The organism is Paractinoplanes atraurantiacus (genome assembly GCF_900215205.1).
Taxonomy (GTDB): domain Bacteria; phylum Actinomycetota; class Actinomycetes; order Mycobacteriales; family Micromonosporaceae; genus Actinoplanes; species Actinoplanes atraurantiacus.
On the sequence record NZ_OBDY01000001.1, the window covers coordinates 387284 to 405541 of the forward strand.

An 18258-nucleotide genomic window follows, 5' to 3' on the forward strand; every position below is an offset into this window, starting at 1 on the left:
TAGCTTTCGTTGTGTTGCCGGTGCGACACCGGCTAGCACCCACCCCTGAAGGGAAAACTGTGAAGCTCCAGCGGTCCGGTTACATCGCCGGCATTGCTCTGACTGCGACGCTCGCTCTCACCGCGTGCGGCTCGGACAACAACGAGCCGTCGGGTGACAGCGGCGCTTCGGCTGCTTCCGCCAACTGCGTTGCGGGCAGCGTGACGGCCCAGGGTTCTTCGGCCCAGAAGAACGCCATGGCCGAGTGGATCAAGAAGTACCAGTCGCAGTGTTCCGACGCCAAGATCAACTACGAGGCCACCGCCTCCGGCGCCGGCATCCAGGCCTTCATCGCGGGCACCGCCGACTTCGCCGGCTCCGACTCGGCCCTCAAGGAGGAGGAGCAGCCGCAGGCCGACGCCAAGTGCGCCGGTGGCACCGCCCTCAACCTCCCGATGGTCGTCGGCCCGATCGCGGTCGTCTACAACCTGGACGGTGTCGACGGCCTCCAGCTCGACGCGCCGACCCTCGCCAAGATCTTCGACAGCAAGATCACCAAGTGGAACGACCCGGCCATCGCCGCGCAGAACTCGGGCGCCAAGCTGCCGGACACCACCATCACCGCCGTGCACCGCTCGGACGAGTCGGGCACGACCGACAACTTCACCAAGTACCTGAGCAAGGCCGCCGAGAAGGACTGGACCTACGGCAACGCCAAGGCCTGGAAGGCCAAGGGCGGCACCGGTGCGGCCAAGTCGGACGGTGTGGCCAGCGCGGTCAAGAGCACGGCGGGCTCGATCTCGTACGTCGAGCTCTCGTTCGCCGAGAACAGCGACCTCCAGAAGGCCAAGGTCAAGAACGGCGCCGGCGAGTACACCGAGCTGACCGCCGAGTCGGCCGGCAAGGGCATCGAGGGCGCCTCGATCAAGGGCACCGGCAACAACCTCGCCCTCAGCATCGACTACAACGCCACCACGGCCGGCGCGTACCCGATCGTCCTGGCGACCTACGAGATCGTCTGCAGCAAGGGTTCGGCCAAGGCCGCCTCGCTGAAGGCCTTCTTCACCTACACCTCGAGCAAGGGTGGCCAGGACGCGCTGACCGACCTCGGCTACGCCCCGCTGCCGGAGACCATCCGGTCCAAGGTCGAGACCGCCGTCGCCTCGATCTCCTGATCGTCAGCCTTAAATCCCTCCGAGACGACAGCGAGCGAGCAGATGGGTGACTACCCCTCCCGCTCGGAGAACGCCACCGCCGGCGACCTGGGTGTGACAGAAAGCCACACCCGGGCCGCCGGCCTCGGCGTATCACCGAGCAGTTACGAAGAACCCCCGTTCGGCGGCGGTGGCGCCCTCCCCAAGAAGAAGCGCTTCTCGATGGAAAGCGGCTTCCGGGGTCTCTCCGTGGGTGCGGGCGCGATGGTGCTGGTCATCATCGTGGCCATCGCGGTCTTCCTGATCTCCAAGGCCGTGCCGGCCATCAGCGCCGACAAAGAGAACTTCCTGACCTTCAAGCAGTGGTTCCCGAACGAGACCGAGCCGCGGTTCGGCATCCTGGCCCTGGCCTTCGGCACCGTGCTGACCTCGGTGATCGCCCTGCTGGTGGCGGTTCCCATCGCCCTGGGCATCGCTCTGTTCCTGTCGCACTACGCGCCCAAGCGGCTGGCCACGCCGCTGGGCTTCGTGATCGACCTGCTGGCCGCCGTGCCCAGTGTCGTCTTCGGCCTCTGGGGCCGCGACGTCTTCATGGAGCCGGTCCGCAACTTCTCCGAGTGGCTCAACAAGTACTTCAGCTGGATCCCGATCTTCGGCGGCGACGGCCCGTTCGGCCGTTCCGTCCTGCTCGGCTCCCTGGTGCTGGCGATCATGGTGCTGCCGATCGTCACCTCCCTCTCTCGCGAGGTCTTCCTGCAGACCCCCGGCATGAACGAGGAGGCCGCCCTCGCCCTGGGCGCCACCAAGTGGGAGATGATCCGCACCGCGGTCCTGCCCTACGGCAAGCCCGGCGTCATCGCCTCCGTGATGCTCGGCCTCGGCCGCGCGCTCGGCGAGACGATCGCCCTGGCGCTGACCCTCGGCGTGGTCTTCAACATCTCGTTCAACGTCATCGAGAACGGCGGTAACTCCATCGCCGCCAACATCGCCAACGCCTTCGGCGAGGCCAACGAGACCGGCCGCGGCGCCCTGATCGCCTCGGGTCTCGTCCTCTTCGCCATCACCCTCGTGGTGAACATGGCGGCTCGGGCGATCATCTACCGTCGGCGCGAGTTCCGGGACAGTGCGGCATGACCCTTCTGCAGAACGAGGCGTCCGACGTCGTCATGACGCCGGACAACATCCGGACCAGGAAGCTGCCGGTCGCCTACAACATCGGCATCGCCGTCGCCGCTCTGGCCATCGCCGCGGCGATCGTGTTCCCCACCGGCATCGGCAACTGGGTGCTCGTCGTCGTCCTCGGCGTCGTGTTCTACCTGATCGGCCTCCAGGTCATCGCCGGCCGCATCGAGGGACCGCGCGCCGCGCGCAACCGCATGTGGCAGGCGGCCATCTACTGCGCCTGTGTGCTGGCGATCCTGCCGCTCGCCTCGGTGGTGTGGACGCTGGTCTCCAAGGGCGTGTCCCGCCTGGACGGTGACTTCTTCGGCAGCTCGATGAACAACATCGGCGCCCGGGACCCGAACGGTGGCGCCTACCACGCCATCATCGGCACCCTGGAGCAGGTCGGCATCGCCGCGCTGATGGCCGTGCCGCTCGGCGTGCTCGGCGCGATCTACCTGGTCGAGTACGGCAAGGGCAAGTTCGCCGGTACGGTCCGCTTCTTCGTCGACGTCATGACCGGCATCCCGTCGATCGTGGCCGGCCTTTTCGTCCTGTCGTTCTGGGTGCTCATCGTCAGCCCGTGGTTCAACAACGGGACGCCGCAGTTCTCCGGCTTCGCCGCCTCGCTGGCCCTGACGGTGCTGATGCTGCCGACGATCGTGCGGTCCACCGAGGAGATGCTGCGCCTGGTGCCCGGCCCGCTGCGCGAGGGCGCGTACGCGCTCGGCGTGCCGAAGTGGAAGACGATCGTCAAGGTCGTCCTGCCGACCGCGCTGCCCGGCATCGTCACCGGCGTCATGCTGGCCATCGCCCGCGCGGCCGGCGAGACGGCTCCGGTGCTGCTGGTCGCCGGCGGCGCCGCGGCGATCAACTTCGACCCGTTCTCGGGCGGTCAGCAGTCGCTCTCGCTCTTCGTGTACCAGCAGGCGGCCGACGCCTCGCGGTACGCGCCGGCCCGCGCCTGGACCGCCGCGCTCACGCTGGTCGCTCTCGTTCTCGTCCTGACGATCGCGGCCAAGCTGCTCGCCCGCCGCTCGAGTCTCCGTTAAGAGGTATCCCCCATGGCCAAGCGCATCGAGGCGAGCAACGTCAGCTCGTACTACGGCAACTTCAAGGCGATCGACGGCATCTCGATGACCGTCGAGCCCAAGACGATCACCGCCCTGATCGGACCGTCGGGCTGCGGCAAGTCGACGTTCCTGCGGTCCATCAACCGCATGCACGAGGTGCTGCCGAACGCCCGCATCGAGGGCCGGCTCACCATCGACGACCAGAACATCTACGACCCGGACGTGGACGTCACGGCGGTCCGCCGGCTGATCGGCATGGTCTTCCAGCGGCCCAACCCGTTCCCGACCATGTCGATCTACGAGAACGTGGTCGCCGGCCTCAAGCTCAACGGCGTCAAGAAGAAGTCAGTGCTGGACGACGCGGCCGAGCAGTCGCTCAAGTCGGCCAACCTCTGGAACGAGGTCAAGGACCGGCTCAACCGGCCCGGCGCCGGCCTCTCCGGTGGTCAGCAGCAGCGTCTCTGCATCGCCCGCACCATCGCGGTCGAGCCCCAGGTCGTGCTGATGGACGAGCCCTGCTCGGCGCTCGACCCGATCTCGACGCTGGCCATCGAGGACCTGATGTTCAAGCTGAAGGACCGCTTCACGATCATCATCGTCACGCACAACATGCAGCAGGCCGCCCGCGTCAGCGACAAGACCGGCTTCTTCTCGATCGACAAGACCGGCGACCCGGGCCGCCTGATCGAGTACGACGACACGCAGAAGATCTTCAGCAATCCGTCGGAGAAGAAGACCGAGGACTACATCACCGGCCGCTTCGGCTGATCTCCTCTTCTGGTGAAAAGCGCCCTGCTGCTACGGAATGTGCAGCAGGGCGCCGCCGTCTTCGGTGAATTCGACGCGAGGCTGGACGGGCGTCGCGGCATTGCGGCGGCTCGAGGCGGCGATGACTTCCGCTATTTTTTTGTACGGTCGTAACGAGTCAACGGTCGAGCGCGTCGGTGGGAGCATGGCCAGGCCGTACGCGGCTGCCGGGCCGGACCATTGGGTGCCGTCACTCTCTCCGGAGACGTCGCGGGCCGTCTGGCCTTCCGGCAGGAGCGAGACGAAGAACCAGGTGTCGAACCGCTTCGGCTCGAACTCCGGCGTGATCCAGCGGGCCCACGGGAAGAGCAGGTCGTCGCGCAGGCGCAGGTGATGACGCTGGAGGAGCTCGGTCAGCGTGATCTCGCGCGCGGCCAAGGCGGCTCGCTCCGCTTCCCACTCGGCGGTGCTCACATCGCTGATCGTGCGGTCGGGCTGCTCGATCGGGCCGGCCAGCAGGACGCCGGCCTCCTCGAACAGCTCCCGCGCCGCAGCGCCGACGACCGCCCGGGCCTGTTCGTCGGGCACGCCCAGCAACCGGGACCAGTCGTCGCGGATGGTGAGAGGGCGGTCCGACGGATCCACGCCGCCGCCGGGGAACGCGTAGAGGCCGCCGAAGACCATCGTGGTGGCGCGCTTCAGGACGTACAGCTGGAAGGAATCGCCCGAAGGGCGCAGAAGCACGACGGTGGCCGCGTCGCGGACCGGAGCCGGAGTGCCGCGGAACTCGCGTGCCCTTTGAACCATTGCGGGCGGAAGGCTGAATGGTGTCGAGTCGGTCACCACGCGATCCTCCCACCGAGGCAGGCGCGGACGATACCGTAGCGATCATGACCGCACAGAAGGTTCGCTGGGGCATTCTCGGCCCCGGCGGGATCGCCGCCACGTTCGCCGCCGACCTGCCGCTCGTGCCCGGCGCCGAGCTCGCCGCCGTCGGATCGCGCTCGGCGGAGACCGCCACCGCGTTCGCCGAGCGGTTCGGCTTCGCCCGCGCGCACGGCTCGTACGCCGACCTCGCCGCCGACCCGGACGTCGACGTCGTCTACATCGCCACGCCGCACGCCTTCCACGCCGAGGCCGCCCTGCTCTGCATCGAGGCCGGCAAGCACGTCCTGGTCGAGAAGCCGATCACGCTCGACCTGATCACCGCGGCCGAGGTGATCACGGCCGCGCGGGACAAAGGGGTCTTCCTCATGGAGGCCATGTGGATGCGGCTCAACCCCGCCATCCGCAAGATCGCCGAGCTGGTCGAGGAGGGCGCGATCGGCTGGGTCAGCGCGATCCACGCCGACTTCGGCCTTCAGGGCCCGTTCGACGCCGAGCATCGGCTGCGCGACCCCAAGCTGGGCGGCGGCGCCCTGCTCGACCTCGGCGTCTACCCGATCAACCTGGTCCACCTGATCCTCGGCGCGCCGGCCTCGGTGCAGGCCTGGGCCCACCTGACCCCGGAGCGGGTGGACGAGAACACCGGCGTCCTGCTCGGCTACCAGCCGGGCGCGGTCGCCGCGATCACATGCAGCATCAACGGCGAGAGCCGCAACAACGCGACGATCACCGGCACCGAGGGCCGCATCGAGCTGCCGTCGGGCTTCTTCGTGCCGCGCTCGTTCCAGCTGCACCGGGCGGGCAAGGCACCGGAGACCTACGACTTCCCGTTCGAGGGCAGCGGCTACCAGTTCGAGGCGGCCGAGGTGCAGCGCGCCATCATCGCCGGCGAGCAGGAGAGCCCGCTCATGCCGCACGCCACCACGCTGGAGATCATGACTCTGCTCGACACGATCCGCGAAGAGATCGGCGTCGTCTACTAAGGTGACTTGATGCCGTCGAGAAAGGTCGGCGGCAAGCCGACGTCGAGCGATGTGGCCAAGGCCGCTGGAGTCTCCCGGTCCGCCGTCTCGTTCGCCTTCAACAATCCGCAGCGCCTCTCGTCGGCGACCCGCGAGCGCATCCTCGCGGTCGCCGGCGAGCTCGGATATACGCCGAGCCCGCTGGCCAAGATGCTGCAGTCCGGCGCCACCAACTCGATCGGCGTCCTGCTGCCGCAGAAACTGGCCCAGGTGCTGGAAAACCCGTACTACGCCCGGTTCCTGATGGGTGTCGGCCAGGTCTGTGACCAGGAGGGCTACACGCTCCTGCTCAGCCCGCCGCTGCAGGACTCGGTGCTCAAGGCCATCCCGGTCGCCGCGGCCGACGGCTTCATCGTCTGCGGCCTGCAGACCGAGGGCGCCGAGGTGACCGAGCTCGAGCGGCGCGGCGCCCCGTTCGTCCTGATCGACAGCGACCGCTACGAGAACGCGCCGAGCGTCGACGTCGACGACCGCGGCGGGGCGTACGAGGTGGCCCGCTACCTGCTCGAGCTGGGCCACCGGCGGCTGGCCGTGCTCTCCATCGACCCCGGTCCGCTGACCCGCGGCTACCGCGGCCCGCTCGGGCGCCGCCTGGCCGGCATCGGCGACGCCCTGGCCGAGGCCGGGCTGAGCATGGACGACGTGGCGCTGGCCGAGGTGCCGGTGTCGCGCACCGAGGGCTTCCGCGCCGCCCGCGAGCTGATGAGCCGCGACCCCCGGCCGACCGCGATCCTGGCCCTGTCCGACGTGCTGGCCTACGGCGCGGTGGACGCGCTGGCCGAGCTCGGGCTGGACGTGCCGGGCGACGTGGCGGTGACCGGCTTCGACGATCTGGCCGAGTCGGCGTGGTTCCGGCCGCGGCTCACGACCGTACGGCAGCCGATCGTGACCAAGGGCCGGACCGCCGCCGACTTCCTCATCTCGGCCATCCGGGGCGAGGACCAACATCCGCACCAGGTGCTCGGTACCACGCTGATCGTCCGCGATTCAACGGCTAAACCGGTGATGTAACACGAGTTAGTAATCCTGCTACGGTCACGGTCATGAGTGATTCGTGGTGGCGGTCCGCTGTCATTTATCAGATCTACCCGCGCAGCTTCGCCGACGCGAACGGCGACGGCGTCGGTGACCTGCCCGGCATCCGCAGCCGGCTGCCCTACCTGCGCGACCTCGGCGTCGACGCGGTCTGGCTCTCGCCGTTCTACCTGTCCCCGCAGGCCGACGCCGGCTACGACGTCGCCGACTACCGGGTCGTCGACCCGCTGTTCGGCACGGTCGACGACGCGCGCGACCTGGTCGCCGACGCGCACGACCTCGGCCTGCGCGTGATCGTCGACCTGGTGCCCAACCACTCGTCCGACCAGCACGCGTGGTTCCAGCAGGCCCTCGCGGAAGGCCCGGGATCGCCCCTGCGCGAGCGCTACCACTTCCGCGACGGCCGTGGCGATCTTCCGCCGAACGACTGGCCCTCCATCTTCGGCGGCCCCGCCTGGACCCGGGTGCCCGACGGGCAGTGGTACCTGCACCTGTTCGCCCCCGAGCAGCCCGACTTCAACTGGGACCACCCCGCGGTGGCCGACGAGTTCCGCACCATCCTGCGGTTCTGGCTCGACCTGGGCGTCGACGGTTTCCGCATCGACGTGGCGCACGGCCTGGTCAAGGAGGCCGGCCTGCCCGACATCGGCCGTGCCACCGAATGGCACCTGCTCGACGTCGGCGAGAGCCCCTGCTTCGACCGCGACGGCGTGCACGAGATCTACCGCAGCTGGCGGCGCATCCTCGACGAATATCAGGGCGAGCGGATCGCGGTGGCCGAGGCGTGGGCGCCCAGCCTGGCCCGGGTGGCCGACTACGTCCGCCCCGACGAGCTGCACCAGGCGTTCAACTTCAGCTATCTGGCCACCCCGTGGGAGGCCACCGCCCAGCGTTCGGTCATCGAAGCCTCCCTGGCGGCGATGCGGGCCGTCGGCGCACCCACCACGTGGACGCTGTCGAACCACGACGTGGTCCGGCACACCAACCGTCTCCTTCAGAAGAACGAAGGAGACGTCGCCGGCCGCAAGCCCACCGAGGTCGACCCGGTGGCCGGCCTGCGCCGCGCCCGGGCGGCCTCGCTGCTGCTGTTGGCCCTGCCCGGCTCGGCCTACCTCTACCAGGGCGAGGAGCTGGGCCTGCCCGAGGTGATCGACCTGCCGCCGGAGGTACGCCAGGACCCGGCGTTCCACCGGGCGACCGGCCAGGACGGCTACCGCGACGGCTGCCGCGTCCCCCTGCCCTGGTCGGGCACGACGGCCCCGTACGGCTTCGGCCCCGAGGGCGGCCCCTCATGGCTGCCGCAGCCGGCCTCGTGGGCGTCGCTGAGCGTCGAGGCCCAGGACGGCGTCGCCGGCTCCACCCTGACCCTGTACCGGGACGCCCTGGCCCTGCGCCGCAAGCTCCTGTCGGGCGACGACCTGGCATGGCCGGAGGCCCCCGAGGGCCTGCTCGTGCTCGACCGGGGCCCCGGTTTCCGCTGCACGGTCAACATGGGCGCGGCCCCGGTCCGCTTCACCCCGCCGGGCGAGCTGCTGCTGACGAGCGGCCCGATCGGCGGCACGCCCACCGAGATCGAGCTCCCCCCGGACACCACGGTGTGGTGGCAGATCTGAGAGAACTCGCCAGGCCGGGGGTCGGTCCCGGCCTGGCGCCTCTCATCGGCCGGACGCGGTCCGGCGGACCAGCATGTAGCCGTACGGCGGATCCGATCCCTCGGGCGGAGTGCGGCCCTCGAAGACCAAGGTGAATCCCGCCGCGGCGAAGCGGTCCTCCATCTCCCGGGCGGAGAGCCAGTACCGGTCGAAGTCGATGCCGAGGCTCGCGACGACGCTGCCCGGAGCGTTACGGTGCCGGGCGCCGTCGCCGTGCTTGAACGCGGCCACCAGATATCCGCCCGGCTTCACGACCCGGGCGAGTTCGGCGAAGGCCGGAACCCGGGCGTCCGGCGCCAGGAAGATCAGCGAGAACCAGCACACCACCCCGGCCAGCGACGCGTCGGTGAACGGCAGCTCGCGCAGCTCGGCGACCGCGTAGTCGAAGCCGGGGTTGTCCCGTCGTGCCACCTCCACCATCCTGGGCGAGAGATCCACGCCGCGCGGCGACAGGCCCCGGCCCGCGAGGTAGGGCAGAAGGCGGCCGGTGCCGCAGCCCACATCAGCGACCTCCGTGCCCACCGCCAAGGTCAGCTCGGCGAACAAGTCGAGCATCGCCCGCTCGACGGGCATGCTCTCGAGCACGCCGGTCAGCTTCTCGGCGTACCACTCCGAGAGCACGTCATGCGCGTCCCGCAATTCCTCGGTACCGGCGTCCATTCCCCGTTGTCCCTTCCGTGGCGACCGTTGTGGCAGGGAACCTACTCGCGCGGCCGGAGCCCCAGGCTCGTTAGCCGGCTATCGGGTTGCGCTGCGGCAAGATCGTTAGCTGGCTATCCTTCGATGGTGAAGAGCGTCGAGGTCATGCGCGTCAATGCGGCGCTGAACAAGATGAGCCAGCTGTACCGGGTGGCCAAGGCCCGGCGGCTCGGTGAGCTCGGGCTGCACCCCGGGCAGGACGTGTTGCTCTGGCAGCTGGCTCAGGAGCCGGACGGGATCACCGTGACCGAGCTGGCCACCCGGCTCGGGGTCGAGCCGCCCACCGCGACCCGCAGCCTGGCGCGGCTCGGTGCCGGTGGGTGGTTCCGGCGGGAGCCGGTGCCGGGGGACCGGCGGCAGGTGCGGATCGTGATCAGCGAGGAGGGGCTGAAGTTGATCCCCCGCATCGAGGACGCCTGGAACGACCTGGCCGACCAGATCATCGGGTCGGCCACCGTGGCCGAGCGGGCCATCGTGCTCAGCGCCCTCGAGCGGGCCAACGACCGGCTCCGGGCCGATCTGGGCGACGAGGCCCCGGACGGCAGTTAGCCGAACAGCGGGCGGACCAGCAGGTAGATGCCGCAGGCGATCAGGCCGGCGGCCGGGAACGTGGTCACCCAGGCGATGACGATGTTGCCGGCCACGTTCCAGCGGACCGCGTTCAGGCGCTTCGTGGCGCCCACTCCCATGATCGCCGAGGTGATCGTGTGGGTGGTCGAGATGGGTGCGTGCAGCACGTACGCGTTGAAGAAGAGCACCGAGCTGGCGACCGTCTCGGCGGCGAAGCCCTCGGCCGGGCCGAGGTCGATGATCTTTCGGCCGAGGGTACGGATGATGCGCCATCCGCCGGAGTACGTGCCCAGGGCCAGCATCGTCGCGGTGGTGATGTAGACCCACCACGGGATGTCGGACGGGCTGTCCTGGAAGCCACCCGTGTACAGGGCCAGCACGACGATGCCCATGGTCTTCGCCGCGTCCTGGATGCCGTGGCCGACGGACATGGCGGCGGCCGACAGCGTCTGTGCGTGGCGGAAGCCGCGGTTGAGCTTGCCCGGATTGCCGCGCCGGAAGATCCACATGATGGCGACCATCACGACGAAGCCGAGGATCAGGCCGACGATCGGCGAGGCGACCATCGGGATCAGCACCTTGGTGACGATGTTGTCCCACTGGACGCTGCCCAGCGACGACGCGAGCAGGGTGGCGCCGACCAGTCCGCCGAACAGGGCGTGCGACGAGCTCGAGGGCAGGCCGAAATACCAGGTGATGAGGTTCCAGGTGACGGCGCCGACGACTCCGGCGAAGACGACGCCGAGGCTGGGCACGCCCGGTTTCAGGGTGACCAGGCCGTCGCCGACGGTCTTGGCCACCTCGCTGCCCAGGTGGGCGCCGATGAAGTTGCCGACGGCGGCCATGGTGAGCGCCACCCGCGGGGTCAGCGCCCGCGTGCTGATGCTGGTGGCGATGGCGTTGGCGGCGTCGTGGAAGCCGTTGGTGTAATCGAACGCCATGGCGGCGATGATGACCGCCAGGACGGCGATGAGCTCGGGCGACAAGGCCTAGGACTCCTTGACCGCGATGGTCTCGACCGTGTTGGCCACGTGCTCGAAGGCGTCGCAGGCGGCCTCGAGCTCGTCGGCGACCTCCTTCATCTTGAGGACGGTCAGCGCGTCGTACTCGCCGGAGAAGAGCCGGACCAACAGCATGCGGTACGCCCGGTCGCCCTCGTTCTCGAGGCGGTTGATCTCGATCCAGTACTCGTCGAGGCCCTTCATGGCGCGCAGCTTCGGCATCGCCTCGGCGGTGATCTTCGCCTGCTGGTCGAGCACGTTCACCAGCTCGTGCATCTCGCGTGGCAGTGACGGGAGCTCGGTCAGCCCGTACAGGTAAAGAAGATTTCCGACCGCCTCGAGATGGTCCATCACGTCGTCCAGCTGTGAGCCCAGCGAGTAGATGTCCTCGCGGTCGAACGGCGTGATGAAGGTGGAGTTGATCTTCTTGTAGAGATCGTGGGTGATCTGGTCGCTGTCGTGCTCGACGTCGGTGAGCCGGTCGCTCACCGACTGCACGTCCACACCGGGCAGCGCCAGCTCGTTGAGCAGCTCGGTGCCCTTCACGAGGTTGTGCGCCGCCTTCGTGAACAGCTCGTAGAAGGCTCCCTCGACGGGACGGAATGAGAACTTCACGCGGCGACCTCGATCGGCAAGCTGGGGATGGATCTCCAGGAATGCTAAGGCCTCCCGTGGTTTACCTTTCGTTCGCCTGTTAAACGGGCTCGTGGCGACGATCGCCACGGGGTGCGGTGGGCCGGGGTGAGCCGCGCCGCACGGCCCGGGTCGGCAGCGGCTCGCGGGCCACCCATTCGCTGACCGGGTGGCGGCTCAGGTGCCGTGCGAGCCCGCGCTGGTCACTGTCGGCGATGACATCGACACCGGCGTCGGCCAGCTCTGTCCAGATTGCCCGCCGGGCTTTGGCTGATCCCTCGGGCAGACCGGAGATTCTCACCGTACGGCCGTCCTCGTGGGCCGAGCGCACCATCGCGTGCAGCAGATGGCGTTCCTCGGCCGAGATCGGCTCGCGCCCGTCCCACCCGAACCGGCGGCTCCACGGCTCGCTGATCATCGGGACCAGTCCGGGCGGCGCGGCCTGGGAGCCGATGTCGTCGAACGTCCCCTCGGCGAACGCGTACCGCACCCGGTCGGCCGCCAGCAGCTCGCGCACGTCGACGATGCCGGCGATCGAGACGGTGACCGCGCCGGGCGTCAGCTCCTCGCCGTCGCAGTGGCTGAGCAGGGCGGCGTGGTCCCGCAGTTGCTGGTCGAGCATGCGATAGGCCTGCAGCAGCGTCTCGGCGTCGCGGTTGGCCCCGGTGAACTCCACGACGAGCCGGAACGGCACCTGCTGCCCGCGGGCGAGCCGGCCGCCGTGGGCCCGGATCCGCCCGAAGAGCGGGGAGAGCACCAGCCGGCGCAGCGTGCGGCCGGGCTGCGGCGCTCCGGGGCCGAGGAAGAGCTCGCCGTGCGGCCCCGGGGTGACCGGCACCGTGAGGCCGCCCAGGCCATGCCGCAGCACCGCGGGGAGCGGGTCGAGGTCGGCCGGGCGGGCCAGGGCGTGCCCGGTGGCCTGGTACGGGCGGGGCCGGCGGAGGCGTACCGCGGCCGTGACCGCTCCGGCCACGGCCGCGACCCCGACGAGGCCACTCGCGATCGTCACGGCGTCGTTCACAGCGCACCATCCGTATTAGTCCTAAATGTGCGTTTTTACTGTGTCACATGTGCTACCCGCCGCCGGGCAATCTCCGTGAGAATTCCCCCATGCCGTCCGCCGAGCAGTTCGAGGCCCACCGTCCGCACCTGTTCTCGGTGGCCTACCGGATGCTCGGCAGCGCGGCCGAGGCGCAGGACGTGGTGCAGGAGGCCTGGCTGCGCTACGCGAGAAACGCCGACGACATCCGCGATCCGCGCGGCTGGCTCACCACGGTGACCGGGCGGCTATGCCTCGACGTGCTCAAATCGGCCCGGGTGTCCCGCGAGGCCTATCCGGGACAGTGGCTGCCCGAACTGTTCGTCGACCCCGACGGCGACCCGGCCGGGCAGGCCGAGCGGCGCGACCAGGTCGGCCTGGCCCTGCTCGTGGTGCTCGAGCGGCTCACCCCCGAGCAGCGGGTCGCCCTCGTGCTCCACGACGCCTTCGCCATGCCGTACGAAGAAATCGCCTTCGTCCTCAACAGCACCGAGGCGGCCGCGCGCCAGCACGCCTCACGCGGCCGGCGGGCGGTCGCCGAGGGGCAGGTGCGGCACACCACCGACCAGGCCGAGCAGCGCCGGGTGCTGGCCGCCTTCCTGGAGGCGGTCGACGGCGGCGACGTGCGGGAGCTGGCCGCCCTGCTGGCGCCCGACGTGGTGTCGATCAGCGACGGCGGCGGCTGGTTCAACACGGCCCGGCGCCCGGTCGTCGGCGCCGACCACGTGGCCCGCTTCTTCCTCGGCGTCATCACCGGCAAGCGGCTCGGCGACGACGCCGTCTTCACCCCGGCCCTGGTCAACGGGATGCCCGGCGTCTACGCCTCCGGCCGGTACGCCGACGGGCGGCCACTGCGGGCCGCCCTCGGGCTGACCGTCGAAGGCGGGCGCATCACCGGCATGTTCCAGCAGCTCAACCCCACGAAGGTGCTAGTCAGCGACCTTCTGTAGATATTTGTGGAAGTGGTGGGCGAACGGCTCGCTACCGTCGCCCAGGGCCACCAGCAGCTTGTCGGCGGCCGCGCGGGCCTCCCGTACGAGATCATCGGGGTATCCGAAAAGCTCGCGGTGCTCGGCGAACTCGTCCTCGTCGCGCAGCTCGACCACGCCGGTCGAGCGACGGCGCACCACGTCGAGGTCGAGGTCGACGATGTGCACCGTGTCGCCCTCCCACCGCGCCGGCGTGGTGATGTCGCAGTAGACCTCACTGGTCCGCGGCGGCGGGTTGAACATGCCCGTCCACCAGGCGTGATGGGGGATGAGCAGGACGAACGGGATCTGCTCGACACTCGGCCGGCCGTGGTAGACCGACGACGTGCCGCGGGTGACACCCACCCACACGCCGAGGTCGTCCTCGTCGAACCGGCGGGCCGGATAGTCCCGGTGGGCCGAACCGTCGTACTTCGTGTAGACGACCCGGACCGTCTCGTTCGGCATGCGAGAACCCTAACGGTGGTCGGCTTCTGTCGGTGGTGGCGGGTACCGTCTCCGCGTGCCCGCAGCTACGAAGAAGAAGGCCACCGCCGAGCAACTCCTCGCCGCAGCCGTCGGGGCGGTACCCGGCGGAGCCGCCCGACCCGGCCAGCAGGCCATGGTGGCGGCCATCGACAAAGCCATACGCGACCGTGAGCACCTGCTCGTCCAGGCCGGCACCGGCACGGGCAAGAGCCTGGCCTACCTGACCCCTTCGCTGCTCGTGGACGGGCCCGTGGTGGTCTCCACCGCCACCCTGGCCCTGCAGAACCAGCTCGTCGAGCACGACCTGCCCCGGCTGGCCGCCGCGGTCGAGCCGGTCCTCGGCCGCAAGCCCACCTTCGCCGTGCTCAAGGGCCGCCACCACTACCTGTGCGTGGCCAAGATGGAACACGCCGACGAGGAGGCGCCGACCGACACGCTCTTCGACGACGCGCCGCCCCAGCGGGCCACCCAGTGGCTCGGCGAGGCGGGCCGGCTCGGCAAGCAGATCCAGCGGCTGCAGGCCTGGGCCGAGAAGACGAAGACCGGCGACCGCGACGAGCTCGACCCGGGCGTCGACGACACCGCCTGGCGCCAGGTCTCGATGCCGGCCCGCGACTGCGTCGGCGCGGCCAAATGCCCGTACGGCGCGGAGTGCTTCGCCGAGGCCTCCCGCGCCCGGGCCCGCGAGGCCGACATCGTGGTGACCAACCACAGCCTGCTCGCGGTCGACATGCTGGCCGAGCGCCACATCGTCCCGCCGCACAAACTGCTGGTCATCGACGAGGCCCACGAGCTGGCCGACCGGGTCTCGGCCGCCTCACAGGCCGAGCTGACCCCCGACGCGGTCGAGCGCTCGGCCCGCCGGGCCCGCACCCTGATCCCGCCCGCGGTGGCCGAGTCGCTGGCCGAGGCGGCCGACGCGCTGACCGTCGGCCTGGCCGACGTGCCGGCCGGCCGCATCACGTCGGGCCTGCCCCAGCCGCTGCGACACGCGCTCACCCTGCTCGAGTCGGCCACCCGGGCCGCGCTCACCGCGATCGGCGACGTCAAGTCCGACGACTCCGACCCGGTGCGCAAGCAGCAGGCCAAGGCCGCGATCGGCGACCTCAGCGACACCTCACAGCGCCTTCTCGAGGAGGACGCCTTCGACGTCGCGTGGGTCGAGAAATCCGACATGGGCTCCGGCCGCCGCGCGCTGGTGGTCGCCCCGCTCTCGGTCGCCGGCACGCTTTCACAGGGCCTCTACGCGGACCGCACGGTCGTCGCCACCTCGGCCACCCTGACCCTCGGCGGCCGCTTCGACACGGTCGCCCGCTCGCTCGGCCTGCCGGTCGCCGCCTCGGCGCCGACACCGGCCGCCGAGGCACCCTCGGCCTCGGGCGACGGCTGGACCTCGCTCGACGTCGGATCACCCTTCGATTACCCCAAACAGGGCATTCTGTACGTGGCGGCGCACCTCCCGCGGCCGCAGATGTCCGGCCTGCCCGACGCCGCCGGCGAAGAGCTGGTCAAGCTGGTCGAGGCGCTCGGCGGCCGCACGCTCGGCCTCTTCTCGTCCCGCAAGGCGGCCACCCAGGCCGCCGAGCTGCTGCGCGCCCGCACCGACCTGCCGATCCTGCTCCAGGGCGAGGAGTCGCTGCCGATCCTGGTCCGCAAGTTCCGGGAGCAGAAGGAAAGCTGCCTGTTCGGCGTGATGTCGCTCTGGCAGGGCGTCGACGTGCCGGGCGACTCGTGCCAATTGGTGGTGATCGACCGGCTGCCGTTCCCGCGCCCCGACGAGCCGCTGGCCGCGGCCCGCTCGGCCGCGGTCGACGCGAACGGCGGCTCCGGCTTCGCCTCGGTCAGCGTGCCCATCGCCGCGATCCGCCTGGCACAGGGCGTCGGCCGCCTGATCCGCGCGACCGGCGACAAGGGCGTGGTCGCGGTGCTCGACTCGAGGCTCGAGACGGCCCGGGGCTACGGCGCCTTCCTGCGCAAGTCACTGCCCCCGTTCTGGTACACGACACGCACCGACGTAGCCGTCGGCGCCCTGCAAAGGCTGGCCGGCAAATGATCCAGATCGCCTGCACGTTCGTCGTCGACGCCACCGGCGCCCTGCTCCTGCAATTGCGGGACGACAAGGCGCCGTACCACCCGAACGTCTGGGGCCTGCCCGGCGGCTCGGTCGAAGAGGGCGAGACACCGGCCGAGGCATCGGTGCGCGAGCTGTGGGAGGAGGCGTCGATCAGCCCGTCGTCGCCGGTGCGGCTCTTCGCCCGCCAGGAGCTGCCCTCCGAGAGCAGGGTGAAAAACTACTTCTACGCCCCCACCGACGCCACCCAGGCCGACGTGGTCCTCGGCGAGGGCGCGGCAATGCTGTTCATCCCGGCGGCCGAGGCCCTGGCCCGCCCGTTCACCCCCGGCACGGCGGAGATCCTCGACCGCTTCCTGGCCTCCCCCGAATACGCGGCCCTCCGCCGATGACCGAGCCGCCGACAATGGGTTCCCCACCCGGGGATGGCCTTTCCGCGGATCCCGCTTCCCCCGCGGGGGCGGCCTCTCGCGCGGGCTCTTCTGCGGGCGCGGCTTCTTCTGCGGGCGCGGCTTCTTCTGCGGGCGCGGCTTCTTCTGCGGGCGCGGCTTCTTCCGCGGATCCCGCCTCTTCCGCGGGGCGTGCTTCTTCTGCAGGTTCCGGTTCTGGCTCTTCTGCGGATGCCGCTTCTTCGACCGGGCCTGTTTCTTCTGCGGATGCCATTTCTTCCGCGGATTTCGCTACTTCTGCGGATCTCGCCTCTTCCGCGAGGGACCTTTCCTCGGAGTCCGTTCCCTTCCCGAGGTCTGTGCCTGTTTTCGGCGCCGACCGTCCTTCGGAGCCTTCGCCTTCTTCGGGCGCTGGCGCCCATCCAGGGCCTTCGCCTTCTTCAGGTGCTGGCTCCCATCCAGAGCCTTCGCCTTCTTCAGGTGCTGGCTCCCATCCAGAGCCTTCGCCTTCTTCGGGTGCTGGCGCTCTTTACGAGCCTTCTTCCTCTTCGAGGGCCGGTGCGCAAGGGGCAGGCTTCAGTCTGGGGGCCGAGCCGCCGGGCGGGCTTCCGCCGGGCGGGCTTCCGCCGGGCGGGCTTCCGCCGGGCGGGCTTCCGCCGGGCGGGCTTCCGCCGGGCGGGCTTCCGCCGGGCGGCCTCTCGCCGGGCGGGCTTCCGCCGGGCGGCCTCTCGCCGGGCGGCCTTTCGCCGGGCGGCCTTTCGCCGGGCGGCCTTCCAATGGGCGGGCTTCCGTCAGGTGGCCTTCCTGCGGGCGGCGACCCTTATCCGAGGGGTGATTTTCCTTCGGGTGAGCGGGCGAAAAAGCGGTGGTGGCTGATCGGGGCGGTGGCTGCGTGGATCGTGGTGGTTGCGGTGCTGGCGGTCTGGTCGGTGGGGCATGAGCGGGCGACCGTGCCCGAGCAGAGGGACATCGCGCTGGCCGTGACCGATCTTCAGCGGGCGGCCGGTGCCGTGGTGGCGGCGGCCGAAGGGCCGGGGCGCGCGGTTGTTCTCGGCGAGCTGGAGCTGGTCGACGGCTGCCGGGTGACTCCGGTGCGCGAGGGGGTGGCCGGGGCCCGGGATGTGACCGTGTACGTGCCGCAGGGCGAGATGAAAGCTTCGATGGAGGCGATCAGCGAGGCGCTGCCCGGCGGCTACCGGACCGAGCTGGGGGAGGGGCGCGGCGGCACGCGGCTGTCGTTCCACTCCGACGCCGGCGACTTCATCGGGGTCGACGGGACGGCCGAGGCGACCGCCCAGGCGCTGACACTGCGGCTGTCGACCGGCTGCCGCCCTCGATCGGATGACCTCGATCGCGAAGATCCGCAGGCCGGGCCGGCCCCGGCGATCTTCCAACGGGCCGTGCAGGCGCTGGGCCAGGGCGACACCCCGGAGACCTTCGCCGCCCTATGTCCGGATAAATCGATCGTGGCGACTCATGTTGCCGCGGGTGTGCCGATGTCCAAGGATCTGGCCGCCGCGCTCGCCACGGTCACCGACGGCGCCGAGGTGATCCGGGCCGACAAGTCAGTGCGCGCCTACCGGATCGGCGCCGACTCGCTGGTGGTCAGCCCGGACGGCGATCTGCTGCGGGTCAGCGTCACCACCGCCTGCGCGGGATAGGAGCGTGGCCTGCGCGGGGGTAGGAGCGTG

18 protein-coding genes are annotated in these 18258 nt (G+C 70.2%); 12 read left to right on the forward strand and 6 right to left on the reverse strand.

The features are described 5' to 3' along the window. Positions 1 to 59: 59 nt before the first annotated feature. Genes pstS through pstB form a run of 4 tightly spaced genes read left to right on the forward strand, consistent with a single transcriptional unit; the run spans position 60 to position 4135 of the window. Entirely contained in the window at positions 60 to 1154 is a 1095-nt protein-coding gene (gene pstS, locus CRP55_RS01700; protein ID WP_097317657.1) for a phosphate ABC transporter substrate-binding protein PstS, read from the forward strand. Between the two features lie 42 nt (positions 1155 to 1196). Further along, positions 1197 to 2267 (forward strand): phosphate ABC transporter permease subunit PstC, encoded by a 1071-nt coding sequence (gene pstC / locus CRP55_RS01705; RefSeq protein WP_097317658.1) that lies wholly within the window; start codon positions 1197 to 1199, stop codon positions 2265 to 2267. Continuing rightward, complete coding sequence (gene pstA / locus CRP55_RS01710; protein WP_097317659.1) at positions 2264 to 3346, forward strand: phosphate ABC transporter permease PstA; 1083 nt, start codon at positions 2264 to 2266, stop codon at positions 3344 to 3346. Before pstC ends, pstA begins: the two co-directional genes overlap by 4 nt. A gap of 12 nt (positions 3347 to 3358) precedes the next feature. Beyond that, on the forward strand, positions 3359 to 4135 hold the full coding sequence (gene pstB / locus CRP55_RS01715) for a phosphate ABC transporter ATP-binding protein PstB (protein WP_097317660.1): 777 nt from the start codon (positions 3359 to 3361) through the stop codon (positions 4133 to 4135). 30 nt (positions 4136 to 4165) lie between these two features. Here pstB and CRP55_RS01720 read toward each other — a convergent pair whose 3' ends face one another. Beyond that, a complete protein-coding gene (locus CRP55_RS01720) occupies positions 4166 to 4960 on the reverse strand; it encodes an NUDIX hydrolase (protein ID WP_438865745.1) in 795 nt (264 codons plus the stop codon). 44 nt (positions 4961 to 5004) lie between these two features. Here CRP55_RS01720 and CRP55_RS01725 point away from each other — a divergent pair, with 44 nt between their 5' ends. Genes CRP55_RS01725 through CRP55_RS01735 form a run of 3 tightly spaced genes read left to right on the forward strand, consistent with a single transcriptional unit; the run spans position 5005 to position 8669 of the window. Next, complete coding sequence (locus CRP55_RS01725) at positions 5005 to 5982, forward strand: Gfo/Idh/MocA family protein (protein ID WP_097317662.1); 978 nt, start codon at positions 5005 to 5007, stop codon at positions 5980 to 5982. A 9-nt stretch (positions 5983 to 5991) separates the two neighbouring features. Next, positions 5992 to 7032 carry a LacI family DNA-binding transcriptional regulator gene (locus tag CRP55_RS01730; protein WP_097317663.1) on the forward strand — a complete coding sequence of 347 codons (1041 nt, stop codon included), beginning with the start codon at positions 5992 to 5994 and terminating at the stop codon, positions 7030 to 7032. A 32-nt stretch (positions 7033 to 7064) separates the two neighbouring features. Beyond that, the gene (locus tag CRP55_RS01735; protein WP_097317664.1) at positions 7065 to 8669 is read left to right on the forward strand and encodes a glycoside hydrolase family 13 protein; all 1605 of its coding nucleotides are present in this window, start codon (positions 7065 to 7067) and stop codon (positions 8667 to 8669) included. A gap of 42 nt (positions 8670 to 8711) precedes the next feature. On the opposite strand, the gene CRP55_RS01740 is transcribed toward CRP55_RS01735, so the two are convergent. Further along, positions 8712 to 9368, reverse strand: coding sequence for a class I SAM-dependent DNA methyltransferase (locus CRP55_RS01740; protein ID WP_097317665.1), 657 nt, complete (start codon positions 9366 to 9368; stop codon positions 8712 to 8714). A 126-nt stretch (positions 9369 to 9494) separates the two neighbouring features. Here CRP55_RS01740 and CRP55_RS01745 point away from each other — a divergent pair, with 126 nt between their 5' ends. After that, on the forward strand, positions 9495 to 9956 hold the full coding sequence (locus CRP55_RS01745) for a MarR family winged helix-turn-helix transcriptional regulator (protein ID WP_097318679.1): 462 nt from the start codon (positions 9495 to 9497) through the stop codon (positions 9954 to 9956). Here CRP55_RS01745 and CRP55_RS01750 read toward each other — a convergent pair. The 3 genes from CRP55_RS01750 to CRP55_RS01760 form a co-directional block, all read right to left on the reverse strand. Continuing rightward, positions 9953 to 10963 carry an inorganic phosphate transporter gene (locus CRP55_RS01750; RefSeq protein ID WP_097317666.1) on the reverse strand — a complete coding sequence of 337 codons (1011 nt, stop codon included), beginning with the start codon at positions 10961 to 10963 and terminating at the stop codon, positions 9953 to 9955. The genes CRP55_RS01745 and CRP55_RS01750 overlap by 4 nt on opposite strands. Before the next feature lie 3 nt (positions 10964 to 10966). Continuing rightward, positions 10967 to 11593 carry a DUF47 domain-containing protein gene (locus tag CRP55_RS01755; protein WP_097317667.1) on the reverse strand — a complete coding sequence of 209 codons (627 nt, stop codon included), beginning with the start codon at positions 11591 to 11593 and terminating at the stop codon, positions 10967 to 10969. A gap of 79 nt (positions 11594 to 11672) precedes the next feature. Next, positions 11673 to 12632, reverse strand: a complete 960-nt coding sequence (locus CRP55_RS01760) for a PI-PLC domain-containing protein (RefSeq protein ID WP_097317668.1) — start codon at positions 12630 to 12632, stop codon at positions 11673 to 11675. 89 nt (positions 12633 to 12721) lie between these two features. On the opposite strand from CRP55_RS01760, the gene sigJ reads away from it, so the two are divergent. After that, positions 12722 to 13600, forward strand: coding sequence for an RNA polymerase sigma factor SigJ (gene sigJ / locus CRP55_RS01765; protein WP_097317669.1), 879 nt, complete (start codon positions 12722 to 12724; stop codon positions 13598 to 13600). Here sigJ and CRP55_RS01770 read toward each other — a convergent pair. Further along, entirely contained in the window at positions 13580 to 14086 is a 507-nt protein-coding gene (locus CRP55_RS01770; RefSeq protein ID WP_097317670.1) for a DUF402 domain-containing protein, read from the reverse strand. The two genes, sigJ and CRP55_RS01770, sit on opposite strands and share 21 nt — an antisense overlap. A gap of 55 nt (positions 14087 to 14141) precedes the next feature. Between CRP55_RS01770 and CRP55_RS01775 the strand changes: the two genes are divergently transcribed. The 3 genes from CRP55_RS01775 to CRP55_RS01790 all read left to right on the forward strand — a co-directional run bounded on the left by CRP55_RS01775 (position 14142) and on the right by CRP55_RS01790 (position 18228). Then, positions 14142 to 16160, forward strand: coding sequence for an ATP-dependent DNA helicase (locus tag CRP55_RS01775; protein WP_097317671.1), 2019 nt, complete (start codon positions 14142 to 14144; stop codon positions 16158 to 16160). Continuing rightward, positions 16157 to 16570: an NUDIX hydrolase gene (locus tag CRP55_RS01780; protein WP_097317672.1), complete on the forward strand. Its 414-nt coding sequence runs from the start codon at positions 16157 to 16159 to the stop codon at positions 16568 to 16570. The genes CRP55_RS01775 and CRP55_RS01780 overlap by 4 nt, the downstream gene beginning before the upstream one ends. 881 nt (positions 16571 to 17451) lie before the next feature. Continuing rightward, positions 17452 to 18228: a hypothetical protein gene (locus CRP55_RS01790; RefSeq protein WP_143234364.1), complete on the forward strand. Its 777-nt coding sequence runs from the start codon at positions 17452 to 17454 to the stop codon at positions 18226 to 18228. Positions 18229 to 18258 lie beyond the last annotated feature (30 nt).